22 protein-coding genes and 1 pseudogene are annotated in these 26,573 nt (G+C 61.2%); 18 read left to right on the top strand and 5 right to left on the bottom strand.

Features of this window, described 5'->3' with window-relative positions; translation table 11 throughout:
- A pseudogene (locus tag ACWGS8_RS30835) lies at positions 1 to 901 on the top strand (calcium-binding protein); the annotation flags it as partial.
- Between the two features lie 117 nt (positions 902 to 1,018).
- On the top strand, positions 1,019 to 1,231 hold the full coding sequence (locus ACWGS8_RS30830) for a DUF768 domain-containing protein (protein WP_454584472.1): 213 nt from the start codon (positions 1,019 to 1,021) through the stop codon (positions 1,229 to 1,231).
- Between the two features lie 130 nt (positions 1,232 to 1,361).
- Here ACWGS8_RS30830 and ACWGS8_RS30825 read toward each other — a convergent pair whose 3' ends face one another.
- Positions 1,362 to 2,087, bottom strand: a complete 726-nt coding sequence (locus tag ACWGS8_RS30825) for an AAA family ATPase (RefSeq protein ID WP_454584471.1) — start codon at positions 2,085 to 2,087, stop codon at positions 1,362 to 1,364.
- A 318-nt stretch (positions 2,088 to 2,405) separates the two neighbouring features.
- Between ACWGS8_RS30825 and ACWGS8_RS30820 the strand changes: the two genes are divergently transcribed.
- The 5 genes from ACWGS8_RS30820 to ACWGS8_RS30800 are packed head-to-tail and all read left to right on the top strand — an operon-like array spanning position 2,406 to position 10,031.
- Positions 2,406 to 5,162, top strand: coding sequence for an AMP-binding protein (locus ACWGS8_RS30820; RefSeq protein WP_454584470.1), 2,757 nt, complete (start codon positions 2,406 to 2,408; stop codon positions 5,160 to 5,162).
- Positions 5,159 to 6,142, top strand: a complete 984-nt coding sequence (nadE, locus tag ACWGS8_RS30815; protein ID WP_454584469.1) for an NAD(+) synthase — start codon at positions 5,159 to 5,161, stop codon at positions 6,140 to 6,142. Before ACWGS8_RS30820 ends, nadE begins: the two co-directional genes overlap by 4 nt.
- Before the next feature lie 6 nt (positions 6,143 to 6,148).
- The gene (gene asnB / locus ACWGS8_RS30810; protein WP_454584468.1) at positions 6,149 to 8,176 is read left to right on the top strand and encodes an asparagine synthase (glutamine-hydrolyzing); all 2,028 of its coding nucleotides are present in this window, start codon (positions 6,149 to 6,151) and stop codon (positions 8,174 to 8,176) included.
- Complete coding sequence (locus tag ACWGS8_RS30805) at positions 8,166 to 9,722, top strand: class I adenylate-forming enzyme family protein (RefSeq protein WP_454584479.1); 1,557 nt, start codon at positions 8,166 to 8,168, stop codon at positions 9,720 to 9,722. Before asnB ends, ACWGS8_RS30805 begins: the two co-directional genes overlap by 11 nt.
- Before the next feature lie 42 nt (positions 9,723 to 9,764).
- The gene (locus ACWGS8_RS30800) at positions 9,765 to 10,031 is read left to right on the top strand and encodes an acyl carrier protein (protein ID WP_454584467.1); all 267 of its coding nucleotides are present in this window, start codon (positions 9,765 to 9,767) and stop codon (positions 10,029 to 10,031) included.
- Between the two features lie 54 nt (positions 10,032 to 10,085).
- Here ACWGS8_RS30800 and ACWGS8_RS30795 read toward each other — a convergent pair whose 3' ends face one another.
- Both ACWGS8_RS30795 and ACWGS8_RS30790 read right to left on the bottom strand, forming a co-directional pair.
- Positions 10,086 to 10,778: a N5-glutamine methyltransferase family protein gene (locus ACWGS8_RS30795; protein ID WP_454584466.1), complete on the bottom strand. Its 693-nt coding sequence runs from the start codon at positions 10,776 to 10,778 to the stop codon at positions 10,086 to 10,088.
- An 88-nt stretch (positions 10,779 to 10,866) separates the two neighbouring features.
- The gene (locus ACWGS8_RS30790) at positions 10,867 to 11,826 is read right to left on the bottom strand and encodes an aldo/keto reductase (RefSeq protein ID WP_454584465.1); all 960 of its coding nucleotides are present in this window, start codon (positions 11,824 to 11,826) and stop codon (positions 10,867 to 10,869) included.
- A gap of 370 nt (positions 11,827 to 12,196) precedes the next feature.
- Between ACWGS8_RS30790 and ACWGS8_RS30785 the strand changes: the two genes are divergently transcribed.
- From ACWGS8_RS30785 to ACWGS8_RS30775, 3 genes are all read left to right on the top strand, one after another.
- Positions 12,197 to 12,496 (top strand): hypothetical protein, encoded by a 300-nt coding sequence (locus tag ACWGS8_RS30785; RefSeq protein WP_065000072.1) that lies wholly within the window; start codon positions 12,197 to 12,199, stop codon positions 12,494 to 12,496.
- A 24-nt stretch (positions 12,497 to 12,520) separates the two neighbouring features.
- A complete protein-coding gene (locus ACWGS8_RS30780; protein WP_454584464.1) occupies positions 12,521 to 12,856 on the top strand; it encodes a glycine zipper domain-containing protein in 336 nt (111 codons plus the stop codon).
- A 137-nt stretch (positions 12,857 to 12,993) separates the two neighbouring features.
- Positions 12,994 to 13,389 (top strand): cupin domain-containing protein, encoded by a 396-nt coding sequence (locus ACWGS8_RS30775; RefSeq protein WP_454584463.1) that lies wholly within the window; start codon positions 12,994 to 12,996, stop codon positions 13,387 to 13,389.
- A 285-nt stretch (positions 13,390 to 13,674) separates the two neighbouring features.
- Here ACWGS8_RS30775 and ACWGS8_RS30770 read toward each other — a convergent pair whose 3' ends face one another.
- On the bottom strand, positions 13,675 to 15,105 hold the full coding sequence (locus tag ACWGS8_RS30770) for a basic amino acid/polyamine antiporter (protein ID WP_454584462.1): 1,431 nt from the start codon (positions 15,103 to 15,105) through the stop codon (positions 13,675 to 13,677).
- A gap of 301 nt (positions 15,106 to 15,406) precedes the next feature.
- Between ACWGS8_RS30770 and ACWGS8_RS30765 the strand changes: the two genes are divergently transcribed.
- The 8 genes from ACWGS8_RS30765 (at position 15,407) to ACWGS8_RS30730 (ending at position 25,043) form a co-directional block, all read left to right on the top strand.
- Entirely contained in the window at positions 15,407 to 16,840 is a 1,434-nt protein-coding gene (locus ACWGS8_RS30765) for a basic amino acid/polyamine antiporter (protein ID WP_454584461.1), read from the top strand.
- A gap of 17 nt (positions 16,841 to 16,857) precedes the next feature.
- Positions 16,858 to 18,102, top strand: a complete 1,245-nt coding sequence (locus ACWGS8_RS30760; RefSeq protein WP_454584460.1) for an arginine deiminase — start codon at positions 16,858 to 16,860, stop codon at positions 18,100 to 18,102.
- Between the two features lie 131 nt (positions 18,103 to 18,233).
- Positions 18,234 to 18,731 (top strand): HdeD family acid-resistance protein, encoded by a 498-nt coding sequence (locus ACWGS8_RS30755; protein WP_454584459.1) that lies wholly within the window; start codon positions 18,234 to 18,236, stop codon positions 18,729 to 18,731.
- A gap of 80 nt (positions 18,732 to 18,811) precedes the next feature.
- Entirely contained in the window at positions 18,812 to 19,936 is a 1,125-nt protein-coding gene (locus tag ACWGS8_RS30750) for an efflux RND transporter periplasmic adaptor subunit (RefSeq protein ID WP_454584458.1), read from the top strand.
- Positions 19,933 to 23,100 (top strand): efflux RND transporter permease subunit, encoded by a 3,168-nt coding sequence (locus tag ACWGS8_RS30745; protein ID WP_454584457.1) that lies wholly within the window; start codon positions 19,933 to 19,935, stop codon positions 23,098 to 23,100. Before ACWGS8_RS30750 ends, ACWGS8_RS30745 begins: the two co-directional genes overlap by 4 nt.
- Complete coding sequence (locus ACWGS8_RS30740) at positions 23,097 to 23,651, top strand: HdeD family acid-resistance protein (RefSeq protein ID WP_454584456.1); 555 nt, start codon at positions 23,097 to 23,099, stop codon at positions 23,649 to 23,651. The genes ACWGS8_RS30745 and ACWGS8_RS30740 overlap by 4 nt, the downstream gene beginning before the upstream one ends.
- Positions 23,651 to 24,133 (top strand): hypothetical protein, encoded by a 483-nt coding sequence (locus tag ACWGS8_RS30735; RefSeq protein ID WP_454584455.1) that lies wholly within the window; start codon positions 23,651 to 23,653, stop codon positions 24,131 to 24,133. Before ACWGS8_RS30740 ends, ACWGS8_RS30735 begins: the two co-directional genes overlap by 1 nt.
- A complete protein-coding gene (locus ACWGS8_RS30730; protein ID WP_454584454.1) occupies positions 24,036 to 25,043 on the top strand; it encodes a linear amide C-N hydrolase in 1,008 nt (335 codons plus the stop codon). Before ACWGS8_RS30735 ends, ACWGS8_RS30730 begins: the two co-directional genes overlap by 98 nt.
- 358 nt (positions 25,044 to 25,401) lie before the next feature.
- On the opposite strand, the gene ACWGS8_RS30725 is transcribed toward ACWGS8_RS30730, so the two are convergent.
- A complete protein-coding gene (locus tag ACWGS8_RS30725) occupies positions 25,402 to 26,541 on the bottom strand; it encodes a helix-turn-helix domain-containing protein (RefSeq protein ID WP_454584453.1) in 1,140 nt (379 codons plus the stop codon).
- Positions 26,542 to 26,573 lie beyond the last annotated feature (32 nt).

The raw sequence follows: 26,573 nt of genomic DNA, 5'->3' as shown, positions 1-26,573 counted from the left end.
CATGCTGGACCACTGGGCCAAGGTGGCGCCATCGCCTGCCTTCGACTATGCCTATGCATGGGGGTCTCAACAGGGCGACACCGCACTTGGCAACTCGCCGGAGCTGCAGGCCCTCTTCCTTCAGCACAACCACAGCACCACCACCAGCGTGCCTTCGACCGGCGAAACGACTCCGCCCACCAGCACTGTACCCCCGACCAGCACGGTGCCCCCAACCAGTACCGAGACGACCAGCAGTGTGCCTTCGACCAGCGATCACACTTTTAACGGCACGGGCGGCGCGGATGTGCTTCACGGCACCACCGGCGTCGATACGATGATCGGTGGTGGCTACAACGACACCTATTATGTCAACAACGTCGGCGACAAGGTGGTGGAACTGCCGGGTGGCGGCAACGATACCGTGCTGGCATCGGTGAGTTACGCGCTGTCGGCCGGCTCGGCGATCGAGCACCTCGCCACCACGAACAAGTCCGACACCACCGCCATCAACTTCAAGGGAAACGAGTTCTCCCAAACCATAGATGGCAATGCCGGCGACAACATCATCAACGGCGGTGGCGGGAAAGACGTGCTGACGGGAAATGGGGGCAAGGACGTCTTTTACTTCAATGCGGCCCTCAAGACCGGCAATGTCGACAAGATCACCGATTTTAATGTGGCCCAGGACAAGATCGGGCTCGACCACAATGTGTTTACCGGCCTTCCAATGGGGACGCTTCCCACCTCGGCATTCCACGAAGGCAGGGGGGCGCACAACAGCGGCGATCACATCATCTACAACAGTTCGACCGGCGCCCTGTCTTTCGACAGCGACGGCGCGGGTGGCGCACATCAGATCCAGTTTGCCACTCTTTCTCCGCATCTGTCTTTGACGGCGTCCTCGTTCATCGTAGCGTGAGCCTTGGGGAACGTCAGACCCTGATCACAAGGGTCTGACGTTTTCTTGATTATACTTTGATATACTTCGGTGGAATGCTTTGATGGAACGAATCGCTCCAACGAGCATTGGTCCATCATGAGCGCTCGCGGCATCGAATTCCTGCAGAAATGGGTCGAGGATAATGTTCCACTCATTTCGAAGTCCGACCCGACCCTTGCGGCGAGGCTCGCCGACCAAGTGACGGCGGACGCCATCAAGGCGGGAATTCGCCCGGAGGAAATCTCGGAAGAAGTCGGAAGCATGTTGACCACCATGCTTGAAGTGCTCGACCAACGCGATGCGAAATGATCGCGCGGCCGGTTGCATCGGCATCGGCGCACAGCTTCACGCTCGACAGGCCTCCCGCATCACCGAAGAGAGGTGCCCACCAACTTCATAATTGCCAGCCGAGCCAGTGGTTTGGTTTTTATCGCCTTGGTCAAACCGGGACGGTCTCGTGCTCTTCCAAGACCCGCGTGATGACTTTGTCGAGGTCGTGCGGCTCAGCGCCGTTGACTTGTATCAAGGGCCACCCAGCCTGGCGCAAGCACTTGCCGACCTCCCTTGAGATATCGGCCTGCCTCAAGCCCCTGTCCACGCCGAGTTCGAACAGGAGGACCTCCAGGAGCGGTTGCTGCGCCTGACGATCCATGAGACGGCGGCGCAACGTTTCCTGCGGCGCATCGAGCTGGATAAGGAGGTCTGGTCGCGGCAGGAACGCCAGGCAATCACGAACCACGTCAACGCTTGGTGTTCGCGCCAGCAAAACCAGGGCGCACAAAGCCTGGATCAGGCCTTCCTCGAAAATGAAGTAGCCTTCCGATTCCTGCGCTTGACGCCAGGACTCGCACAGAAGGGCGATGTCGACCTTCATGCGCCATGACCATGTGCGGCTTCGTAGCGGGATCGACGCCAGAAGCCGCGCCGCGACACCGTCCTTCGGCAAGGTCGATAGCAAGACAGGACCGGAGGTGGCGATCTTCCTGCCAAGACGCCCGATGCCATGGCGCACCTCCGGGCCGCCCTCCTGGGCCGACCCATATTCGATCAGGCGATACCCGTTTACTGTCTTCACGTTGATGCCGTGCTTTGCCATACCCTGGCAGAGGCCGCGAAGAAGTGTGGTCTTGCCTGCACCAGGGGGCCCAAACAACTCGATGATCATGACGGAATGCCCCAAGCGTCTCCGAGCAAGCAGTCATTTGACTGCGGATCAAAGCTTAGCCGGTTTACAGATTACACCAACGTTCATTTGAATGACCTTTCATACTTGCTGCCGGAGGCACGCGGGATTGGCCGTTGGTAAGCGCCTCACGATCGGGGACTTTCGGGCGGACCGGCCGTTACTGGAGGGAATTAGAGAGCTCCCCAGGAGCCTGAGCGGGAAAGCGCTGTCTGATCAAGATCGAGGCATCATCCGAATGATTGATGAAAAGATTTCGGTGGCGAGTGATGGTCGACGTTCAGCTTGGTGGGGCCCTGAATGTCTTCAGCGTATTTGCAGCCTGAAGCGGTGAATCAAGATCTGCGGGCGGATCGTCGACCGACGACGACCCGGAGATGGTCAGATATTCCCGAATATGCTCTTGACGAAGGGGGGCCCCTCTGGCGCGACTATCAACAGATGGGCGCGGATTTTGCGGACATTCCCGTCTTCGATCATCTTAGAAACGTCGCAAGGCAATATCCCGACAAGCTCGCGATTGGCGACGGCACCAATCGCCTGACTTATTCCGAGCTTTTCCGGGCTGTCGAGACATTGTCGCACCGTGTCGCTGCCGTCGTCCCCGAAGGACAGGCTGTCGGCATCCTTCAGGCCAATTCGGCCTGGTACGCTGTGGCGATACTGGCGAGCATGGCGGCCGGGCGGCCTTCGGTTCCGCTCAACATGAGAGATCCAGGTTCTCGGATCATCGAAATTGTGGACGCCGCACGGCTCGGCGCCATCATAGGCGCTGGAAATGTCCGCCCCATCGATTTGGCACAGGAAGTCCTGTGGATCGATATTGCCGCCGGCGTCGCGCCAAACGGTCAACAGGCATCACAGCAGCCGCAGCTCCGCTCCGTTTCCGTCGATGCGCCCGCAATGGTGCTTTACACATCGGGTAGCACCGGACGTCCCAAGGGCATCGTCAACAGCCAACGCAGCCTGCTGTGGCGGGTCCGGCAATATGTCGACGCGTGCCATATCAACGCGGATGACGTTTTCCTGCCGCTGACCGGACCTGCCACGATTGCCGGTTGCCGGGAGATTTTTACCGCACTGCTGACGGGCGCCACGTTGCATCTTCTTGAGGTGGAGGCGGTCGGCCTGCGCGCAGTCCGCGCTCGGGTTCAAGCCGAAGGCGTGACGATCGCCTATCTTGTGCCGGCGCTGCTCCGGGCGCTGCTGACCGAGGCCCCCGCTGACGTCTTCCAGTCACTCAGAGTGGCCCGGATCGGTGGCGAGAAGGTGTCGTGGACGGACATCGCGTTGCTGCGCAAAGCGGTTTCGGACCAGTGCCTGATCCAGATAGGCTACTCGTCAACCGAGACCACCGGTTCGCAATGGTTCCTGCCGCAGGAATGGCCGGAGCAAGACGCTTCGATCCCCGTCGGCAGGCTGCTTCCCGGGATGGCCTTCGCCATTGTCGACGAAGCGGGACGCAATGTCGGGACAGGCGAGAGTGGAGAGCTTCTGATCAGAAGCCCTTATGTTCTGCTTGGTCACTGGGAGAACGGTGTCGTGGTTCCCGCTCGGCCGGATCCGGACGATCCCGGTGTTCGGGTTTTTGCGACCGGCGACCTCGTTCGGCTGGACGATGATGGCCTGTTGCGCATCGTCGGCCGCAAAGGTCGCCAGATCAAGATCAATGGTCGACGCGTCGAGCCCGCCGAGCTCGAACGGGTCCTGCGTTGCGCGCCTTCGGTGGCGGATGCCGTGGCAATCGTGACGCCGGCCGAGGAACTCATCGCATTCGCGGTTCCCCAGCCCCTCGCGGGGGCTGCTTTTGCGGAGGAGCTTCGCCAACTCGTCAGAACGACGTTGCCGGCGCCGTTGCGTCCCTTGCGGTTGCACACCATCACCGAGATCCCACGCCTGCCGGGAGGGAAGATCGACCTGGCAACGCTCACCGAAATGGATCGTACGGAGAGAAAGACGACGCCAGCCGTCCAGCCGCCCACTGCCCGACCGCTCCCCGCTGGAGGCGACCTGAATACCAGGCAAATGGTGCAGCACGCGTGGATGCAGGTTCTCAACACGGGCACTGCGGCGGGAAACTGGGATGAGGCGGGGGGAGATTCGCTGCAGCTGCTGCATTGCGTCATGGCAATCGAGAGTGCCATCGGGCAAGAGCTCGGCCTCGAGGCCTTCACCGTCGGCATGAGTTTCGACGAGATGGTTGAGGCTGTCGCGTCGGCCCAGGCGGGCGAACGACACGCGAAAAAGCATCACCCTCCGGTTCTTTTCCTGTTTCCAGGGTCCGTCGGCTATGGCCCGAGCCTGGCTGCGTTCGCAGCCGCCATGGGCAAAGTCGCCCGGGTGAACCCCATCCGGTATCCTGGCCTCGCCGCGATACTGGATGGACACAACAGTCTTTCCGCCATGGCGGCCGCCGCACTCGAGCAGATAGGCCGCGCCCAGCCTAACGGCCCCGTGCGACTTCTCGGCCATTCGCTTGGTGGCGCGGTTGCGTTCGAGGTTGCTGCGCGGCTGCTGACCGCCGGCCGATCGGTAAGGTTTTTGGGTATCCTCGACACGAGCCTTCTGGACGAGCCGAGCAACCGTTGGGAGACCGTTACCCGCACATTCCATCGCATTCGCACGAATCGCATATCCGCCCACCGGATGGCTTGCCGAGCCCTTGCGAAAATCACCGTCGCCATGGGCTGCGAGGCGTATCTCGCCAGGACTCTCGATCGCTTTGCCAAGGGAGAGTTCAGCCCGACAAGTTTCAGAACCAAACTGGAACTGCAGGAAGTCTTGCGGGCGCGGTCTTTCTTCCAGTGGCTGGAAGCACCCAAACCGGCTCTGCCCATCTCCGGAACCTTGTTCCGGTGTCGTCGGGAAGGAATGCCTCGGGCCCTGGGCTGGGACAGGGCTCTGGCACATCTGGACGTGGTTCCGATCATGGGCAACCATATCGACCTTGTCATAGAGCCCAATCTTGCCACCAACCGCCCGCTCATCGAGACGGCCGTCGTGCAGACCTATTCCCCGGCGGAGTCTCGCAAAAGGGAGGATCTGTCATCGACGTGATCTCACATTTCAGCAAGGACATGCTGGCGCTCGATGCTCGTGCGGAGGTCGATCGCATCGTTGACACCTTGCGTGCGCAGGTTCTTGGCACGCTCCGCCGTCGCGGGGTGGTTGTCGGCCTTTCCGGCGGCATCGACAGCTCCGTCGTCGCGACCTTGTGCACACGCGCGTTCGGCAAGGACAAGGTCCTGGGACTGTTCATGCCGGAGCGCGATTCCGCCGGCGACTCCCTGAGACTTGGCCGCCGCGTCGCGGCACAGCTTGGCATTGAGAGCATCCTGGAAGACATCGGCCCGGCGGTGGAGGCCGTCGGCGCCTACCGTCGGCAGCTCGAGGCGATCCGGACCGTCGTTCCCGACTATGGGGACGGCTGGAAGTGCAAGCTGGTGATCGAGCCGGTTCTCGAGAGCAACGGCCTCAACATCACCCGGCTCACCGTCCAGGATCCAGAAGGCAAGGTCGATACGGTGCGTCTGTCGCCAGCCGCCTATCTGCAGATCGTCGCCGCAACCAACTATAAGCAGCGCCTGCGCAAGATGACGGAATACTACCACGCCGACCGCCTCAAATACGCGGTTGCGGGGACGCCAAACCGCCTTGAGTACGACCAGGGGTTTTTCGTCAAGCAGGGCGACGGAACCGCCGACGTGATGCCGATCGTCCACCTTTACAAAACCCAGGTCTATCGGCTCGCGGAGTATCTTGGCGTGGACGAGGAAATCCGCCAGCGACCACCGACCACCGACACATTCTCCATGGCGCAAAGCCAGGAGGAGTTCTACTTCGCGCTGCCCTATCATCTGATGGATCTATGCCTCTACGGCCTGAACCATGGGATCGCCAGCGATGAGGTCGCGGCGGCGGCCGGCCTCACTGAGCCCCAGCTGCAGAAAGTCTTCAAGGACATAGACGCGAAACGGCGGGCCGCCCACTATCTTCACGCGCGGCCTTTGCTGTCCATGGAAATTGGCGAGGATTGACCGGGGATGTGCGGCATCGCTGGAATTGTGGCACTGAACGCCGCGGCGGCTTCTCCTTCGCGTGAGGCGCTGATGCGGATGGTGGGCGCGCTGGCGCATCGCGGCCCCGACGAGCGCGGCCTTTATCGCGACAAACGCGCGGGGCTGGCGCATGCCCGCCTGTCCGTCGTCGATCTTTCCAGCGGCCAGCAGCCGCTTGCGGACACGGGCGATACGACGTGGATCGTGTTCAACGGCGAGATATTCAACTATGTCGAGCTGCGGGAAAAGCTGATTGCGCTCGGCCACCGCTTCCGAACCCGCAGCGACACGGAGGTCGCGCTGCATGCGTATCGCGCGTGGGGCGAAGCGGCCTTCGAACGGATGAACGGCCAATGGGCAATTGCAATCTGGGACTCAATAGCGGGTCGTCTCGTATTGTCGCGCGACCGGTTCGGCATTTGCCCTCTGCATTTTTGTGAGCATGCGGGCCGGCTTTATTTCGCCAGTGAAGTGAAGGCCATTTTCGCGGCCGATCCAACCATCCCTCGCGCGTTTGATCCCGCCGGTCTCGATCAGACTTTCACGCTCTGGACGGTCGTTCCACCGCAAGGGGTGTTTCAGGGAATCCACGAGCTCGCGCCAGGGCATGTCCGCATCTACCACGATGGCACCGTTCGCGAGCAGGTCTTTTGGCAGCCTTCCTACCCCGAGATTTTCGGATCGTCGCAGGGCGAGTTCACCGGGTCGTGCGATGACGCGGTGGAACGCGTGCGTGGCGCCCTCGAGGCCGCGACGGCACTCCGAATGGTGCGCGCCGATGTGCCTGTCGGATGTTACCTCTCGGGAGGGCTGGACAGTTCGCTTGTGGCGACACTGGGAAGGCGCTTCGCCGGCCGACGCTTCCAGACCTTCTCCTTGCGTTTTGCCGATGCCGAATATGACGAGACCCGCTTCCAGCGGCTGGTTGCCGAAGCAACTGGCAGCGAGCACCATGAGGTTGTGGTTTCGCGCGGCGATATCGCCGCGATCTTTCCGGAGGTGATCAACCACACCGAGCGGCCGATACTGAGGACCGCCCCGGCGCCGCTGTTCCTGCTCTCTAGGCTGGTGCGCGAGCGTGGCATCAAGGTGGTGCTGACCGGCGAAGGTGCCGACGAGATGTTCGCCGGCTACGACCTGTTCCGCGAAGGCAAGGTCCGCAGGTTCTGGGGACACCAGCCGGCGTCGACACGACGCTCGCGCCTCCTGGAGCGCCTTTACCCCTACCTCACCCGCTCGCCGGTGCAACAGCAGGCGATGGCGCGCCAGTTCTTCGGGCGCGGGATCGAGGCCTATGGCGCGCCCGGCTTTGCCCATGATACACGCTGGCGCAGCACCGGCGCCATCAAGCGCCTGTTCTGCGCGGATCTGCGCGCCGAATCCCAGCGTCGCGATGCCGTGTCCGAGTTGCTCGCCCGCTTGCCTGCGGCGTTTTCGCGCTGGAGCCCTCTTGCGCAGGACCAGTATCTCGAGATCCAGACGTTGATGTCGGGCTATCTGCTTTCCTCGCAGGGCGACAGGATGCTGATGGCTAATTCCATCGAGGGGCGCTTCCCCTTCCTGGACGATGAACTAGTGAGGCTCGCGAATTCACTTCCGCCTTCCTACAAGCTGCGTGTCCTCGATGAGAAACACGTGCTGAAACGCGTGGCGGAGCCGATCGTGCCCTCCGAGATCGTAACCCGCAAGAAGCAGCCATTCCGGGCGCCCAACGCGCTTTGCTTCGCCGCCGACGCCGCACCGGAATACATTCGCGAAGCGCTTTCGGAGACGGCGATACGCAAGGCGAATGTTTTCGATCCGGTTTCGGTCACACGCCTGCTCGGCAAGTGCCAGGCCAGGACCGGTGACGGTGACCTTTCCAATGCCGACAACATGGCGCTCGTCGGCGTGCTGTCGACCCAACTCCTTCACCAGCAGTTTGTCGCGAGCTGTCCCGGTGCAGCGCGCGTGCAAGGGCTCAGCGTCGACGTCGACCGCGAACATCGGGAGGAGTGCTTGCATGTTGCATGATGCCGTACCCCTGCTGCATGACTACCTCGCCCACTCCGCCGGCCGGCTCGGCGACAAGGTGGCGCTGGTGTGCGGCAAGCAACGTGTCACCTATGGCGAGCTCGAGGCACGCGCCAATGCGATCGCCAGGGATTTGGCCGCATCAGGGGTCGCGCGCGGCGATCGCGTGATGATCTTCGCCGACAACACCGTCGAGACGGTGGTGAGCTTCTGGGCGGTGCTCAAGGCGAATGCGGTGGCGTGCATCGTCAACCCGCTGACCAAGAGCGACAAACTTGATTATCTGCTCAACGACTGCCGACCGGCGGCGCTGATCACAGACGCGCATCTGCAAGCGATCTTCCGCGAACCGGCACATAGCTGCCAGTCGCTTCTGCGGACGATCGTTTCCGGATCAATCGATGACCCCGAGCTCTCCCGGTTGCCGCATGCCGTGCGCTGGGAGACCGCGGTCGGCAACGGCGGCGATGCACCGCCGGCGCGGCGCTGCATCGACATCGACCTTGCCTCCATCATCTACACCTCCGGCTCGACAGGCGAACCCAAGGGCGTGATGCTGACACACAGAAACATGATGACCGCGTGCACGTCGATCGCTTCCTACCTCGAGCTAGCCGAGGACGAGGTGATCCTCAATGTCCTGCCCCTCGCCTTCGACTACGGCCTGTACCAGATGATCATGGCGTTTCGCACCGGCGCCCGGCTGGTGCTTGAACGCTCGTTCGCTTTCCCGGCGCAGGTCCTTGGGCTGATCAGGCAAGAGGGGGTTACGGGCTTTCCCGGCGTGCCGACCATCTTTGCGGCACTCTCTGAACTCAGGTCCCTCAAGGACCAGGATTTCTCAAGCATTCGGTACGTCACGAACACCGCGGCGGCCCTGCCTCTCAAGCATATTCTCATGCTTCGGGAGCTGTTTTCGAGTGCACGCATCTATTCGATGTACGGCCTCACCGAATGCAAGCGTTGCACCTATTTGCCACCCGAGGATCTCAAGCGAAAGCCATTGAGTGTCGGGATCGCGATCCCGAATACGGAAATGTGGATCGTTGACGAACATGACAGGCGGGTCGGCCCCGGCGTCGTCGGCCAGCTCGTCATTCGCGGCGCAACGGTGATGAAGGGATACTGGGGCAAGCCCGAGGCGACGGCCAGGAAGCTCAAACCCGGCCCGCTGCCCGGCGAGCAGGTCCTATACACCGGCGACTACTGCCGGATGGATGCGGAAGGTTATCTCTACTTCGTCGGCCGTGGCGACGAGATCATTAAGTCGCGGGGCGAGAAGGTGGCGCCGAAGGAAGTGGAGAACGTGTTGATGGATATTCCGGGGGTCCGGGAAGCGGCGGTCATCGGCGTTCCCGACGAACTCCTTGGGCAAGCGGTGAAAGCGTTTGTCGTGATGGAGAATGGAAGAACCATCGGCGAAAAACAGCTGCAGTTGGAGTGCCAGAAGCGACTGGAGAACTTCATGGTTCCGAAGTCCATCGTCGTCGTGGCCAGCCTGCCGATGACGGACACGGGGAAACTCAAAAAGACGGCCCTGTCATGAGGCGGACTCGCTAAATGGTGGTGTCGCTACGGAGGTGAATTCATGTTGACGATCAAGGACCGTACCGGAACTTACAGCGGGCAGATCCGCAATTTCCTGGTTTCGAATTTCTACGTGAGCGACGTGAAGGCATTGATGAACGACACGTCCTTGCTCGATCAAGGCATCGTCGACTCGACGGGGGTGCTTGAGATTATCGGCTTTATCGAGGAGACCTTTGGCATCACCGTCGAAGACAGCGAGCTCTTGCCTGAAAACCTCGATTCCATTCAAGGGATCGAGCAATACATCATCCGCAAGATGAACTGACTGCCGGCGTAAAGCCCAGATCGGTTTCGGCGATTGCTCTGGCTTTCCGCACGCTCATGCCTGCGCCTTGGCTTGTCCCAGAACCACCCGGCCCTCTCCCGCTTCGTTCGACACAGCGCGGATGTTCTCGTATGCCTTGCTGCGCTCCAGCAGTCCCATCACCTGCCGATCCTGGCCAAGGCCGACCTCGAAGAGCAGGGTGCCGCCAGGCCGCAAGTATCGCGGCGCGTCTTTCACCACCCGCATATGGATGCTCAGGCCGTAAGGGCCGGCGGCGAACGCTTCACGCGGCTCGAGCTCGACCAGGTGCGCGCGGTCGCCCTCGAGCCGCTTTTCCGAAATGTAGGGCGGATTGCAGACGATCACATCAATTGTCCGGTCAAGCCCGAGGCCAGAGAGAGCGTCGAACAGGTCGCCCTGAAGCACCGAAACACGGTCAGCCATGCCGTGATGGGCGGCGTTACGGCGTGCCACGTCGACGCATCCGTCGGTAAGGTCGCTCGCCCAGACGCGTGCGGTGGGAATGTGGTGGGCGATGGCGCACGCCAAATTGCCAGTTCCGCAGCACATGTCGACGATGCGAGGCGCCGGCAGGTTCATTTGATGCAAGACACCAAGGGCCGTCGTGCCCAGCAATTCCGTCTCTGGCCGGGGCACGAGCGCACCAGGCGCGACGAGCAGCTCAAGTCCCATGAAGATGGCGCGGCCCGAGCCATAGGCGTCGGCAACACTGAACTCTTTGCTCATGGCAAACCCCTGATCTCCCAGTATAGGTGTTCGGCATTCGCGCGCCAGTCAACCTGTCGTTGCAGAATCCGGGCAAGCCGCCAGCCGGTCAGTCTTTCACATCCAAGTCGAGCGCGGCAGCGACGGCATTCAGGCGCTCGGGGGTTGGATCGCTCTTCAACCGCCGCAGATTGAAATCGAGATGCTCCTTCTTGAACATGGAGACCAGGGTGACGCCGGCCGAATTCGTTGCGAATGCGTAATCGGCGAGAAATGCGACAGCAATTTCGGTGGGACTGCCGCGGTATCCGAGGTCGCCAAGAGCGACCAGTATTTCCTTCCGCGTATTGAATTTCGCGACGATTCGATCGAGGCCCGAGAATGTCCCGTGCGTTACGAACGTTCTGTGCCGGTGAGCGCGCGTCTTCAACTTCGCGAGGTTCGGCTCCAGCGGGGTATTGGCAATCTGCACGAACCGATAGGGCAGCTGTTCCTTGAGAGCCGTCATTCCCGCATCGAGGTGTCCTGCGACCGAAATGGCCCGGGCTTTCCCGTCCTGAACCACGCGCTCCACGGCCCGGATGATATCCTCGCGAACCAGCTCCTCAGCGGTCGGACGATGCAGCGCGAGGACGTCGACATAATCCGTGCGAAGACGCCTCAGGCTTTCCTCGACACTTGATCTTATCAACTCCGCGGACAGCGGCACCTTGAATGGCGCGGGGCGCACTCTTGAAGCATATTGCTTAAGCGCCGGAACCTTCGCAACAGCGATCCGCGACAACGGCTTCAGCAGTCGCATGGTGGCGGAGGTCTTCGGCGGACGCATGCCAACCTTGGTGCAGACGCAGACGCGATCGCGCTTTCTGGATGCAAATTCGCCCCAGATCGATTCAGCCATCCCGTCGCCATATGAAGGCGCCACGTCGTACCAGGTTACCCCTGCTTCGTACGCGCGTTCGAGCGTGTCTATCCCCTTGCGAACTCCGATGCGCGACCCAAGCGAAGCGCAGCCAAAACCGATACTTGATACTTTGGTGCCGATAGCTTCGACAAACACCATCTTCATGGCGAAGACCCGCTTTCATTCCTCAGTCGAATGATCCTTCTGTCTTTCTGTCAAAGACGAGCAAGAAAGGCATCATTCATTTGCTGCGATTGCTGCTGGTGGTGTATCCAGCGCCAAAAGGCAGCATGAATGGCATCTGCGTCTCAGATCGGGGCCTCACAGTGGGAGTTCGCGTGGCGCTGGAGGCCGGCACTTCACAAAGAGACGTAGAGCCCAGCCACGGGATTTTCAGCTAATTTCTTCATGCGTCCGGGCAGATAAAGTGCTCCGTGCAGCAACTCGGTACGTTGTGGGAACAGGCTCTGCGCGATGCGCTCACTCGAGCCTCCGCGGAAGCAGTCGGTTCGTATTCTGTGGAGGAGCCACGCCTTTGGTCGCAACCATGCTGTTGGTCGTGGAGTTCATCTGCGGCGCCGCAAGCGGAATTGCGCTAGGGCGCTGGGTGCCAAGCTTCAGCCTTGGCAGGACAGCCAACGGCTTGATCGGCGGCATCGGCGGCGTGCTTTTTGTGTGGCCCTCCGCGCGGATCCCGGGTGTCGGACCCCTCGTTGGCCATCACGCCGGTGGCCTGACGCCGACCATGTTGATCGGGGCTGGTATAGCAGGTCTTCTGGGAGGCCTTGTTCTGATTTTGCTGGCCGGTTTCGTCGGAGCGCTCATACGAGGCTGACAGCTCCGATGAAGAAGACGTGTGATGCGTGCAGATGCTTTGCGCCCTTCCATCCAGGGCGCCACCACTCAAGATTGCTCGGTACCCGATGAGGAGAACATTATGAGGAAATTGGCTCTCGCCCTTGCAGTCATCTCGAGTTTGGCGGGCTGCACCAACGCGGAAAGAGGCGCTGTGATCGGGGGGGTTGGCGGTGCCGCGCTCGGAACGGCGGCCGGCGGCAACGATGTGCGAAATGCGGTCGTTGGCGGTGCAATCGGGGCCGTCGCAGGTACCTTGATCGGTGCGGCGACCGACCGCCGCGGCTACTGTCGATATCGCGATCGGCACGGGCGAATCTTCGAGGCGCGATGCAGGTGATCGCGTTCGTGCCTAAGCCCGCCGCAACACCCGCGGGGCGCGAGCGACGCATGACGGGTTCAGGAGATCTGTCCGTCCGAGCCTGTCCTGAGCAGACTTGCCGGTCAACCCGATGACGCGTGTAGAAAGAAATCGTCATGAAAGGTTTTGTGAGCGACATTGAGGACCTGACCGAAGAAAACAACGCCTTCCGACGCGTGCTCTATACGACGAGAAGGACGCAGCTCGTGCTGATGGCGCTTCAGCCTGGGGAGGAAATCGGAGCGGAAGTTCATCAGGACCACGATCAGTTCTTCCGGGTGGAAGAGGGCACAGGAGAGATATGGATCGACGGCGTTGCCTCCGACATAAAGTCCGATATGGCTATGATTGTCCCCGCGGGTGCGCGGCACAACGTGAAGAACACAGGCAAGAAGCCATTGAAACTCTACACGCTCTACGCTCCACCTGAGCATATGGATGGAACGGTGCACGTCACCAAGGCGGATGCCGAAGCGTCCAAAGAACATTTCAATGGCAAGACGACAGAATAGCCGGTCTTCATGGGCGTAGATGAAACCGATGGCCTCATGATCCACAGGCGAAGGCACACCAGGACGCGGTGACCAGTCCCAAGACTTCAACGTTTCGAATTGCTTCTCGCAGCGATATGATCCTCTTGAAGCGGGTCTACCATCGGGTCTGCCGCGAACAAGGAATTGCCGCGGGCAGTTACCGCGCGGCGCAACTGCGCGCGAGCGCTATCGAACTTCTTTCCGAGGGCACACTGGACGAAGTCTCTCTATATGAGCGACTTCGGCGAGTGGAATACCCCTCGGTTAGAGAATGATGTCGCCGCTGGCAATTCCGTAAATGCCAACGAGGCAACCAATTGCGGCAACCGCCAACACTATCCATTCCACGCCGACCAACACTGGCATGTTCTGCTCCCGTCTGACCTGGACATAGAGCAGCGTACCGGGTGCATAGAGAATGGATGACAGCAATAGAAATTTCAGGCCGCCCGCGTAGATCATGAACGCAACATACAATGTGGCAATGCCGGCCACGATCAGGTCCCGGGATCGCTGTGCCGGTTCGGTGTCATAGGTCTCTCGGCGCATGGCGAGAAGGAAGCCGTACCCGGCCACGAGCAGGTAAGGTATCAACACCATGGCACTGCTCAGCTTCACCATGAGCGCGAACGCATCTTGCGAGAAAAGCGTGCTTATGAGGAAAGCTTGAATGATCACATTGGTCAGCCACAGCGCGGCGGCCGGGACGTTGTTGCGATTTTCGCGCGCAAAAATCCTTGGCATGTCGCCGCTCTTGGCGGCCGCGAACAGCACTTCGACACAGATCAACGACCAGGCGAGATAAGCGCCGAGCAACGATACGATCAGTCCCACGCTGACGAAAACAGCGCCCCAGTGACCAACAACGGCCTCCAGCACCGCCGCCATCGAGGGCTGGCGCAATCCGGCGATTTCCGCTTGCGGAAGCACGGCATAAGGCAGGAGCGTCACCAGGACCAACAGGAACAGCACGCCGATGAAGCCAAGGATCGTCGCGCGTCCGACGTCGGCGCGGTCCTTCGCATAGCGAGAATAGACGCTTGCTCCCTCAATCCCGATGAACACAAAGATCGTGACCAGCATGGTCGCTCTTATCTGCTCGAAGAGACCGCTTCGCGATGCCAGTTCTCCGCCCCACAGGTTGGCGACGAAGATGTTCGCGTTGGATGTTCCGGCCAGAATCAAAATGAAGACAAGAATGGGAATAACTTTTGCGACCGTGACAACGGTGTTGATGAAGGCAGCCTCCCTGATCCCGCGCAGGATCGTGAAGTGGAACAGCCAGAGCGCGATCGACGAGACCACCACTGCCGGGACCGTGTCGCCGTTGCCGAAAACCGGGAAGAACGCGCCGAGCGTCGACTTGATCAGAACCCAGTATGAGACGTCGGCAATGCAGGCAACCAACCAATAGCCAAACGCGGAGAGAAAACCGGCGTAGTCACCGAAGCCGGCTTTTGCGTAGGAAAAGATGCCGGCATCGAGTTCGGGCTTGCGCTCTGCAAGCGCCTGAAAGACCAAGGCCAATGTGTACATCCCGGTCCCGGCGATACACCAGGCGATGACGGCGCCGATCGGTCCGGTGGCTGCGCCAAAGGTGCGAGGCAGCGCGAATATGCCCGCGCCGACCATCGATCCGACAACCATCGCCGTCAGCGCGGCGAGAGAAAGCTTCTGCGAGGTCTGGGATGCCATGGCTGCGTCTCGGGCCGGTCGTTGATTGCACAAGCGAATCCGTCCGGCAAGCCGATCCGGCAGGTCGTTGCACTGGCCGACCACCCCGATGCTGCATCGGCCAAAGTCACAAGTCCAGCAGATGTAACTCCGCCACGCGGTGTATTGCGCCGAAGCTCCGAAATAGAGACGCAGTGCATAGCCATGAGATTCTCAGCTAATTCCACGCCCAAAACGAAAGCATAGGATTTGGTCGCGAACAGGTTGCCGCGCAACTTGTTGGCTCACGGACTTATGATCTCAAATCGCTTTGGAGAGACACGTGACAAGTAAGTCCGAACAGAAGCTTTCGCTCTTCGCACTGACCGGAATGGTCGTCGGATCGATGATCGGGGCCGGCATCTTCAATCTGCCCGGCAGGTTCGCCACCGCGACAGGCCCGTTCGGCGCCATCATCGCCTGGTGTATCGCCGGGACCGGCATGTACATGCTGGCCCGAGTGTTCCAGGCGCTGGCCGAGAAGAGACCCGACATCGATTCCGGCGTCTTCGCCTATGCCAAGGCAGGATTCGGCGACTATATGGGTTTCCTCTCGGCGTTCGGCTATTGGCTCGGAAGCTGCCTCGGAAACGTCTTCTACTGGGTGCTGATCGGATCGACGCTCGGGCGCTTCTTCCCGGGGATTTTCGGGGACGGCAGCACCGCGATCGCGATCATCGTCTCGCTGCTCGGCATCTGGGCCTTCCATTTCATGATCCTGCGCGGCGTCGAGCAGGCCACCTTCATCAACAGCGTGGTGACGGTCGCCAAGATCGTACCGATCATCGTGGCGATCCTCGCCATGGCGGTCGCGTTCAACTACACGCAATTCTCAGAGAACTTCCTCGGCGGCGTGGGCATGCCGGAAAAGACCCTGGTGTCGCAGGTGCGCGACACCATGCTGATCACCGTTTTTGTCTTCCTCGGTATCGAGGGCGCGAGCGTGTATTCGCGCTTCGCCCAGAAGCGTTCGGATGTCGGCACCGCCACCATTCTGGGTTTTGTCGGCGTCACCGGCCTGATGGTGGCCATCACCCTATTGCCCTACGCCACGGCTCCTCGTGCGGCCATCGCCGGGGTCCAGCAACCCTCGCTTGCCGGCGCGCTCGAGCTGGTCGTGGGACATTGGGGCGCGGTGTTCATTTCCATCGGCGTGCTGGTGTCGGTGCTCGGCGCCTATCTCGCCTGGTCGCTGATCTGCGCCGAGGTGCTGTTCGCCGCGGCGAAGTCGCAGGACATGCCGAAGCTTTTCGCGGCGCAGAACGGCAACCGGGTTCCCGCCAACGCGCTTTGGCTGACCAATATCGTCGTCTCGCTATTCGTCATCTCAACCTACTGGTCGCGCGACGCCTTCAACTTCATGCTCGACATGACAAGCGTGACGGCGCTGCTGCCCTACCTGCTGGTCGCGGGCTATGGCGTGCTGATCGCCCGCCGCGGCGAGGGATACCAGACCACGCCGCGCGAACGCGGGCGCGACCAGCTATTCGCCTGGATCGCCGTCGTCTACACGCTCATCATGTTTGTGGCCGCCGGCTTGAAATACGTGCTGCTGGTGGCGGTGCTCTTCGTGCCGGGAACCATCCTCTACCTCTGGGCGCGGCGCGAACAGAAGGCGCGGTTCTTCACATCGGTCGAACTCATCATCTTCGCCGTCACCCTGGTCGCTGGCCTTGCTGGTTTCGTCGGCCTGCTGACCGGCGCCATTACACCTTGACGAGAAAGGCACAAGCCATGGCGATGGAAACGAAATTCGGCGTGCATTCCGAAGTCGGCCAGCTTCGCAAGGTCATGGTCTGCGCCCCCGGCCGCGCCCATCAGCGCCTGACGCCCAGTAACTGCGACGCGCTTCTGTTTGATGATGTGCTGTGGGTCGACAACGCAAAACGCGATCATTTCGATTTCATGACCAAGATGCGCGACCGCGGTGTCGAGGTGGTGGAGATGCATAACCTTCTCGCCGAGACCGTCGCTGTCCCCGAGGGGAAGAAATGGATCCTCGACAATCAGGTGGTGCCGAACCAGATTGGCCTCGGCCTCGTCGACGAGGTGCGCTCCTATCTGGAAGGGCTCTCCAACCGCGATCTGGCGGAGACGCTGATCGGCGGCCTCTCGACACACGAATTCCCCGAATCCATCGGCGGCGAACAGCTCGAGCTGATCCGCGACGCGGCCGGGGTGAACGAGTATCTGCTGCCACCGCTGCCGAACACGCTCTACACACGCGACACCACCTGCTGGATCTATGGCGGTGTCACGCAGAACCCGCTCTACTGGCCGGCTCGGCATGAGGAGACCATCCTCACCACCTCGATCTACAAATTCCACCCCGACTTCGCCGGCAAGGTGAATGTGTGGTGGGGCGACCCAACCAAGGATTGGGGGCTTGCCACGCTCGAAGGCGGCGACGTCATGCCGATAGGCAAGGGCAATGTTCTGATCGGCATGAGCGAACGCACCTCGCGCCAGGCCATCAGCCAGCTCGCGGCGACGCTGTTCGAGAAGGGCGCGGCCGAGCGCGTCATCGTCGCGGCGATGCCGAAGCTGCGCGCGGCGATGCATCTCGACACGGTGTTCACCTTCGCCGACCGCGACTGCGTGCTGCTCTACCCCGATATCGTCAATGGCATCGAGGCGTTCTCCTACCGGCCGGACGGCAAGGGCGGCGTCGAACTGCACAAGGACAAGGGCACCTTCGTCGAGACGGTGAGCCAATCGCTCGGCCTCAAGAAGATGCGCGTCGTGGAGACCGGCGGCAACGCCTATATGCGCGAGCGCACCCAATGGGATAGCGGCGCCAACCTCGTCTGCGCCTCACCGGGCGTGGTGTACGCCTATGACCGCAACACCTACACAAACACGCTGCTGCGCAAGGAGGGCATCGAGGTCATCACCATCATCGGCGCGGAACTCGGCCGCGGTCGTGGCGGCGGCCACTGCATGACCTGTCCGATAATCCGTGATCCGGTGGACTACTGACAGCAGAGCATTTCCGAGGATCGGAGATGGGTGTCTCTCTGGTTAGGCAATCGACAACGAGCGGCGCTTCCATGAGCGGAACCGATCACCAGCGTCGAGCAGCGTCCCTGCATTCCAGATGGGGATGGTTCTTGGCCTTGGGCATCACCCTGGCATTGGCAGGAATCCTGGCCGTGGCGCTGCCGGCAATTTCCACATTCGCGGCGAGCGTTGTCCTTGGAATCGTCCTTTCGCTCGCGGGCATTGTGAAGATGGTTCAATCCCTGCGGGTCAAGGAATGGAGCGGATTCATCTGGCAAGAGCTCACGGGCGCGGTCGAGCTCGTCGGCGGCATCCTGATATACTTCAATCCCTTCAAGGGCGCTCTCGCGATCACGCTTCTGATCGCCTTGGTGTTTCTGGTGCAGGGCATCCTACAAGTCGCGCTCGCGTTCAGGGTGCGCGATCAAGATGGTTGGCAGTGGTTCGCGATATCGGGCCTGGTCGCGCTGGCCGCCAGCGCGACGCTCGCATTGAAGTTGCCCTATACCAGCATCTACACGCCGGGCACAGTTGCCGGCATCTCTCTCCTGGTCGCCGGCGGCGCCTACATTGCCATTGCCCTGACGATGCGCAGGGCCCGGTCGTGAAGAGGCCGTGCGAAACATCCGAGCGGTATTGTTCGGTCGAGAGGCGGCGATGGATCACTCGCGTCTCCTGGGCCTGCTTGATGGCTGCTTCCCTGGCGGGCGCCGCACCACCTTTCATCAGTTCGGTTTCATTCGCCCAGCAGCCTGGTGCAAGACAGGCGCCGCCTCCCGCCGTCGTCGTCGAGAAGATCGAGGTTCAGCAGGTCAGCAATCCCGCGCAGTTTACCGGTCGTGTGGAAGCGATAGAAGCAGTCGATATCCGGGCGCGTGTCACAGGCTTTCTGCACTCCGTCGATTTCAAGGATGGGCAAGCGGTAAAGGCTGGGGACACGCTGTTTGAGATCGAGCCGGATCAGCTTAATGCGCTGGTCGCTTCGGCGCGGGCGCAGGTGGCGCGTGCCGATGCGACACGAATATCGGCCGAGCGGAGTCTGGCGCGCAACCGCGACCTGTTGGCCCGAAGAACCGTCTCGCAGGCCACGGTAGACGAGGTCCAGGCGGCATTCGATGTCGCTTCCGCCGATGTGCAGGTCGCTCAGGCCGCACTGGATACCGCCGAACTCAACCTGTCCTATGCTCACATCACGGCACCGATTTCCGGCAGCATTGGCCGCGCGACGTTCACGACGGGCAATCTTGTCGGACCGGATTCCGGTTCGCTCGCACGGATAGTCAGCCTCGATACGGTCCGCGTCGCTTTCGCCGTGACCGAAGGGTTGCTTGTGACGATCCGCCAGCAGCAGGCCAGTGGCGGCAATCTCGATCCGAATACACTGAAGCTTTCGTTGCGTCTTGCCAACGGGACGGACTACGGCACGCCGGGCCGAATCGAATTTATCGAGAACGAGATCGACCCGCAGACCGGGACAGTCGCGGCCCGTGCGGTTTTCGCCAATCCTCGTCACATCCTCCTGCCAGGACAGTTCGTCACTCTTTATGTGCAGGAGAAAGACGCTCCCAGCTTGCCCGTGGTGCCTCAGACAGCGGTGCTGCAGGATCGCGAGGGGCGCTTCGTCTATCTCCTCGGCAAGGACAATATCGTCTCGCAGCAGCGCATCGATACAGGCGCACGCGTCGGCAATGGGTGGGCGGTCACCAAGGGCCTCGACGGCGGCGAGCAGGTCGTCGTTCAGGGAATCCAACGTCTGGCCCAAGGCATGACGGTTCAGCCGAGCCAAGGCCAGCCGGTCGGCGGCGGCTCATGATTTCCGATCTCTTCATCACCCGCACCCGGCTGGCGATCGTCTTGTCAATCGTCATTTCAATTGCGGGCGCGATCGCCATCTTTTCGCTGCCGGTGCAGCAATATCCAGAGATCACGCCGCCCACCGTCAGCGTCTCTGCCATCTATCCCGGCGCAAGCGCGGAAGTGATTGCCGATGTTGTCGGCGGGCCCCTGGAGACAGCCATCAATGGCGTCCCCAACATGATGTACATGTCGTCGACCAGTTCGAATGCCGGGCAATATTCGCTGTCCGTGACGTTCGAAGTCGGCACAGATCCAGACATTGCGCAGGTCAATGTGCAGAACAGGGCGCAACTGGCGATTTCTCAATTGCCGGCCGCGGTTACCCAGCAAGGCGTGTCGGTGCGGTCGAGACCGCCCGATTTCGTGCTCGGCATCGCCTTCTATTCTCCCGACAGCAAGCTCGACGTGCTGCAGATCACCAATTTCACCTCGACGACGATCGCCGATGCACTCTCGCGCGTCACCGGTGTCGGCGAGGCGTCCGTCGTCGGCGCGTCCGAATACTCGATGCGCATATGGCTGAATCCGTCACGCATGGATGCGCTCGGCATAACGGCCGATGACGTGGCCACCGCCATTCAGCGGCAGAACATCCAGGCCTCGCTTGGCCAGGCCGGCGCCCCACCGGCGCGGGAAGGCACCGAGTTGCAATATACGCTCGTGGCCCGCGGCCGCCTCATGAGCACAGATGAATTCGGCGACATTGTCATACGCACGGGCGGGGCCGGGGCGATCGTGCGGTTGCACGACATCGCGCGTATAGAACTCGGCGCTCGCAACTATTCATCGAGCGCGAGCTTCGCCGGGCATGACACGGCGATGCTGCAGATAAACCAGGCGCCGGGAGCCAACGCGATCCAGACCGCCAACGCCGTGCGCGCCGAGCTGCAGCGCCTTTCACCCACGTTTCCGCCCGGCCTCCAATACCAGGTCGTCTACGATGCAACACGGTTCGTCCGGACAAGCCTCTCGCTCATCGTGCGGATCCTCGGCGAGGCTTTCCTGATCGTGCTCGTCGTCACCTACCTGTTCCTGCAGGACTGGCGCGCCACCCTGGTCTCGGCGCTGGCCATGCCCGTCGCAATGCTGGGCGCCATCGCCATCCTGCTGGCATTCGGATATTCGATAAACTCGATTTCGCTGCTGGCCCTGGTGCTGGCGATCGGACTGGTCGCCGACGACGCCATTCTTGTCGTCGAGAACGTCAAGCATGTCATGGAGGACGACCCCACGGTCGAAACGGTGGCGGCCGCCCGCAAGGCGATGGGGCAGATCACGGGTCCGATCATTTCCACCACGCTCGTCCTCCTTGCCGTGGTCATCCCGACAGCTTTCCTGTCCGGCATAAGCGGGCAGCTCTACCGCCAGTTCGCGGTCACCTTGTCGGCGGCGCTGGTGATCTCGTCCGTCGTCGGCCTCACGCTCAGCCCGGCACTCGCCGCGATCCTGCTGAGGCGCGGACAGAGCGGATACCGGCGCGGTCCGCTTGGCTGGTTCGCGCGTTTCATGAACGCGACGCGTGTCGGCTATGGCCGGCTGGTCGGTTTCCTGGTGCGCCTGTGGATCATACCTCTCGCCGCGCTTGCCGCCTGCTTCCTGGGCGCCTACCTGCTGTTCAGCGGTCTCCCCTCGACCTTCCTGCCGGATGAGGACCAGGGCGCCCTGTTTGTCGATATCCAGCTTCCTAATGCCGCCTCGCTTGATCGCACGAGAGCGATTGTGGGAGAGGTTCAAAAGACCTTGTCGGCGACAAAAGGCGTCGAAAACGTCATTTCGGTCGCCGGCTTCAGCATCGTGCAGGGGACGCAATCTCCCAACGGAGCGATGGTGGTCGCGGCGCTGGATCCCTGGGATCAGCGCAACACGCCGGATCTGCGGCTGGACGCCATCCTCGCCAGATTGCGCGCGCAATTCTCGACCATTCCAGGCGCCAATGTTGCCGTCTTTTCGCCGCCGGCCATTTCTGGCATCGGCGCGGTCGGTGGCCTCGATCTGCGCCTCCAGGCTTTGCAGGGGCAGCCGCCGGAAGAGATCGCGGCGGTGGTACGAGCATTCGTTACGGCGATCAACCAGGCGCCGGAAATCGGCGGCGTGGCGACAACCTTCAGCGCCGATGTGCCGCAGATTTACGTCGATGTCGACCGGACCCGCGCCGAAGCGCTTGGCGTGAGCGTGTCCGACATCTATTCGACGATCGGCGCCAGCTTCGGGTCGCGTTACGTGAACGACTTCACGCTGCACGGGCGGGTCTTCCAGGTCAACCTGCAGGCTGACGCCGAGCATCGCGGGGACGCCGAGGATATCCTCAATCTCCATGTTCGCAGCCGGACGGGCGCGATGGTGCCGCTTAGGGCGGTGGTATCGACCAGCACCGTACTCGCGCCCTTCGTCATCTCCCGCTACAACCTGTCGGTAGCGGCACAGATCAACGGCCAAGTCGCGCCAGGCGGCAGTTCCGGAGCGGCGATGGATGCCATCGAACGCGTCGCGGCTCAGGCGTTGCCGGCCGGCTATGGCTACGAGTGGTCCGGCCTGTCCTTCCAGGAGCGGCGCAGCGCCGGACAGGAGAGCATTATCTTCGGACTGGCCTTCCTGTTCGCCTATCTGTTCCTGGTGGCGCAATACGAAAGCTGGATGCTGCCGATCGCCGTAATTCTGTCCCTTGGGGCCGCCCTGTTCGGTGCCACCGGGGCGCTCGTGCTTTTCGGACTGCAAAACAGCCTTTATGTGCAGATCGCCATCGTGCTGCTCATCGGGCTGGCGTCGAAGAACGCCATCCTGATCGTCGAATTCGCCAAGGAACGCCGTGAAGAGGGGCAACCGATCGCCGAAGCGGCAAGACTTGGTGCCGAGCAGCGCTTCCGCGCCGTGATGATGACGGCTCTCTCCTTCATCCTGGGCATCATCCCACTGGCGGTGTCCACCGGCGCCGGCGCCGGCGCGCGCCAGGCTGTGGGCGTCACAATCTTTGGCGGCATGCTGGCCGCAACAACGATCGGCCTATTCATCATCCCGGCCTTGTTCGCGGCGATCCAGCATATTGCGGAATGGGCCACTGTCCGGCCGATGGCGGAATCGAACACCAATGAGGTGGTCCCGCAATCGAGGGGCAAAACATGACTGCCTATGAGAATGGAACCGTATCGAGTTTGCCACCCACATCGGTTCGCATTCTTCTTGGCCTTGTGCTGATTGCCGGGGGCATATTCGTCTTGGGCGACTTGGCGCTGGCGACCGTGATCAGCGCCATAGTCATTGGTGTTACCGCCATCGTCGTGGGTGCGTTCGAGATGATGCACGCCTTCTGGATGAAAGGATGGAGCGGCTTCATCTGGCAGTTTCTCCTCGGCATCCTGTACGTCGTTTTCGGGGCCATGGCGGTAAGGCAGCCTGTGTCAGGCGCCCTCATCCTGACTTACGTCCTCGGACTGCTGCTTGTGGCCTCCGGCATCGTACGCCTCTTTGTCGGCTTCAAGCACTGGAGCGACATCGGCTGGACAATGGCTTTGTCTGGAGCATTCGGATTTCTGGCCGGCCTTGTCATCCTTACCGGATGGCCCGCGACGGGTCTTTGGGTGCTCGGTTTTCTGCTCGGTATTGATCTCATTTCGCATGGCATTGCCTGGCTGGCATATGGCTGGCTGCCGGCACGTGCGAAAGGGGCGTACTGATGCGCAGCATCCGCGCCAGCGACCTCGTCTTGGGGCTGAGCGTCGCCTTCGGTTGTTGGGGTGCATGCGCAAGCGCCTACGCAGCTGAAGGCGGTGGCGGTGTCTACTTGCTTGGCCTGCGCAGTGGCGGCGCCGGCGTCACTCCCCCACCAGGCGTGTTCTTCTCTAACCAGCTATACATCTACAGCGGGTCGAGACTGGGTGTTCAGCCCCTGGTCGGTGGCGGGATAATCGTGAACGCCGAAGGAACTGCAGTCATCGACATTCCGACGGTGGTTTGGGTGACGCAGGCCGACGTCATGGGTGCGAAGGAGATTGGGCGCTATGCTAACCTGGATGAAATCGGCTCTCAGACCCTCATTCACCGTAGTATTGGCGACTTCGATGGCGACCGCGTTACCGTCATGGGCTTGCACGCGACTGGTCTATCATGGTCCAGACGGCGAAGTAATCACTGCGCGGTCTATGGACTGGAGATATGATATCGAGTCAAATCTTTGGATCTTTCCGCGCGGTATGAAGCGCAGCGGCGAGGCTGGTCCTAATTCCCTCAAGTGGACCTCCAAATACGGAAGTGTGATCGCGTCCGGTTATGACATCTCGACGACCGACGGGGTGAATGAGGCAGGACTTGCCGCCAACGTTCTCTGGCTTGTCGAATCGAAGTATCCCGATTTCGATGGATCAAAACCTGGACTGACACTCGCCGCGTGGGCGCAATACGTCCTCGACAACTTCGCCACGGTTCAGGAAGCGGTCGAAGTCCTCCAAACGGAACCATTCACCATCGTCACCGACAATGTGCCTGGCCAGGACCGGCTGGCGACCCTTCACCTTTCGATGTCTGACGCATCTGGCGACAGTGCCATCGTTGAATACATCGATGGCAAACAGGTGATCCACCACGGCCGGCAATATCAGGTGTTGACCAACTCGCCGCCATTCGACCAACAACTGGCCCTGGCGGCGTATTGGAAACAAATCGGCGGAACGGTGATGTTGCCTGGCACGAACCGCGCGTCGGACCGGTTCGCTCGAGCTTCTTTCTATGTGAACGCCATACCGAAAGATGAGGATCCGAACCAGGCGGTCGCAAGTGTGTTCAGCGTCATCCGCAACGTATCGGTGCCATATGGCATCACGACGCCCGACGAGCCAAACATTTCCTCAACCAGATGGCGAACCGTGGTGGACCACAAGCGCAAGCTTTACTTCTTCGAGTCGGCGCTCACCCCAAACACTTTTTGGGTCGATCTGAAGGCGATCGATTTTTCTACGGGCACCGGCACGGTTCAAAAGCTTGACCTTGGCAAAAATCAGAACCACACCTATTCGGGCAACGCTACACGCGATTTCAAACCCGCAGAACCATTCAAGTTCCTCGGACTATAGAGGCCTAAAGCGCGTCGCGTCAAAACGGATTCGAGCGCGACGCGCTTTGGCGTCAAGCTTTGGAGCGACGTCGGCTGGACGATGGTTCTGTTCGGAACATTTGGATTTCTGGCCGGGCTTGTTCTCCTGACTGGATGGCCCTCGACCGGCCTTTGGGTACTTGGGCTTTTGCTGGGTATCGACCTCATTTCGCATGGCATGGCCTGGCTGACATATGGCTGGTTACCGACGGCCATGACAGCGTAGATCCTCGGCAGTCCCGCTCGTGATCTTTGATTGCCGCGGATCCGCAGCTTCGCTGGCTGACTGGATTGGCTCGAATTCCCAGCCGGATTTCAGCGATATCGACCATGCCTGGTCATTGCGCCTGCAGTCGCCGAAGGAGCCGGCCCAACCGCTGGCCCGGGGCGGCGGTTTCCAGCTCGTCCGTGTGCCAATGCGATGGGCCGTTTTTGACGCCAGTTCTCACCTCGCTTGGGCAGTATCCGAACTCGCGCCTGAAAGCGCGGCTGAATTCCGCGCCATCACCGAAGCCGTGTTCGTCGGCAATGTCCAGAATTCGACGGCGGTCATTCGGATCCGCGAGCGCTGCATGGGCTGCCAGGAGGCGCCGATGCTGGATGTAGTGCACGATTCCTCCGGAAGCCTCAAAAAGCCGGTAGAGCCGGGAACGCGATATCCCGAGTTCGCGCGTCATTTGCTCGATAGACAGATCGGGTTGGAAAAGATGGTGCTGGACGAATCGACGGGCGCGCTCGAGCAAGGTAGCCGAAATCGGGTCATGAGCTTCGGTGAGATGATCAGGAGATGGCGCGATGCAAACCTGGAGCATCGCTCGGGTCGCACTGAGCAAGCCTGGGAGATCGTCGACAGCCATCGTGGGAAGCCGCTGGACGAGACTGGCCAGATAGTCGGCTAGCAGCGGTCCCATGCCCCCACGAAGGACGGAGAACTCGGCCGCGGCGAGACCCCAGCTCATGTCACGGCAGAAGTCGCGGGGCACGAACAGCAGCAGCATTTCGCTGTCTGTAACGCTTCCCTCGAAGACCCGGCCAAGCGGATGCACCTGCACCGATCCGGCGTCCCCGTCGAAAGACCTGGAGGGAGTGATCGTCTGCGATCTGCCGTCCTGGATGAGGGTCACCAACCAATGATCGACAGGATCACGGCGAACGTGACCCGCCAGACTGGTGAAGTCCAAACCACTGGTGCTGACCTGAGCCAAAGCAAGATCGCCCAGATCCCAGATGACCTGCGTGCCGGCGAAACCCGCCTCCGTATCGCCCGGCTCGACAAAGTCGAGCATGGTCGCAAAGCTCTGACGCCACGCCGCGAACTGATCTTTCGGGGGCAAGTCGCCGGTCGAGAATTCGAAGCTGGGAATTTGAGTTTGTTCCGGAGCAACCAATGTTGGCGCGGCGGCGGGATTAGCCGGAAGTTCGCCGATCGCATGCGCGTTCCATCCTGCCGGTGCCGCGGTCGCCACGTGTGAGGTCACGACAGAACCCTCGACGGCACACAAAGCGGGCA

Source organism: Mesorhizobium sp. 43Arga (assembly GCF_053714255.1).
The sequence above is the reverse complement of the archived record's forward strand: the minus strand, read 5'-3'. Positions and strand labels throughout refer to the sequence as shown.

Coding starts and splice junctions, on each gene's coding strand:
- ACWGS8_RS30830 (WP_454584472.1), top strand. CDS start 1,019: ATGAGCGCTCGCGGCATCGAATTCCTGCAGAAATGGGTCGAGGATAAT.
- ACWGS8_RS30825 (WP_454584471.1), bottom strand. CDS start 2,087: ATGATCATCGAGTTGTTTGGGCCCCCTGGTGCAGGCAAGACCACACTT.
- ACWGS8_RS30820 (WP_454584470.1), top strand. CDS start 2,406: ATGTCTTCAGCGTATTTGCAGCCTGAAGCGGTGAATCAAGATCTGCGG.
- asnB (WP_454584468.1), top strand. CDS start 6,149: ATGTGCGGCATCGCTGGAATTGTGGCACTGAACGCCGCGGCGGCTTCT.
- ACWGS8_RS30805 (WP_454584479.1), top strand. CDS start 8,166: ATGTTGCATGATGCCGTACCCCTGCTGCATGACTACCTCGCCCACTCC.
- ACWGS8_RS30800 (WP_454584467.1), top strand. CDS start 9,765: ATGTTGACGATCAAGGACCGTACCGGAACTTACAGCGGGCAGATCCGC.
- ACWGS8_RS30795 (WP_454584466.1), bottom strand. CDS start 10,778: ATGAGCAAAGAGTTCAGTGTTGCCGACGCCTATGGCTCGGGCCGCGCC.
- ACWGS8_RS30790 (WP_454584465.1), bottom strand. CDS start 11,826: ATGAAGATGGTGTTTGTCGAAGCTATCGGCACCAAAGTATCAAGTATC.
- ACWGS8_RS30780 (WP_454584464.1), top strand. CDS start 12,521: ATGCGTGCAGATGCTTTGCGCCCTTCCATCCAGGGCGCCACCACTCAA.
- ACWGS8_RS30775 (WP_454584463.1), top strand. CDS start 12,994: ATGAAAGGTTTTGTGAGCGACATTGAGGACCTGACCGAAGAAAACAAC.
- ACWGS8_RS30770 (WP_454584462.1), bottom strand. CDS start 15,105: ATGGCATCCCAGACCTCGCAGAAGCTTTCTCTCGCCGCGCTGACGGCG.
- ACWGS8_RS30760 (WP_454584460.1), top strand. CDS start 16,858: ATGGCGATGGAAACGAAATTCGGCGTGCATTCCGAAGTCGGCCAGCTT.
- ACWGS8_RS30750 (WP_454584458.1), top strand. CDS start 18,812: ATGGCTGCTTCCCTGGCGGGCGCCGCACCACCTTTCATCAGTTCGGTT.
- ACWGS8_RS30745 (WP_454584457.1), top strand. CDS start 19,933: ATGATTTCCGATCTCTTCATCACCCGCACCCGGCTGGCGATCGTCTTG.
- ACWGS8_RS30740 (WP_454584456.1), top strand. CDS start 23,097: ATGACTGCCTATGAGAATGGAACCGTATCGAGTTTGCCACCCACATCG.
- ACWGS8_RS30735 (WP_454584455.1), top strand. CDS start 23,651: ATGCGCAGCATCCGCGCCAGCGACCTCGTCTTGGGGCTGAGCGTCGCC.
- ACWGS8_RS30730 (WP_454584454.1), top strand. CDS start 24,036: ATGGCGACCGCGTTACCGTCATGGGCTTGCACGCGACTGGTCTATCAT.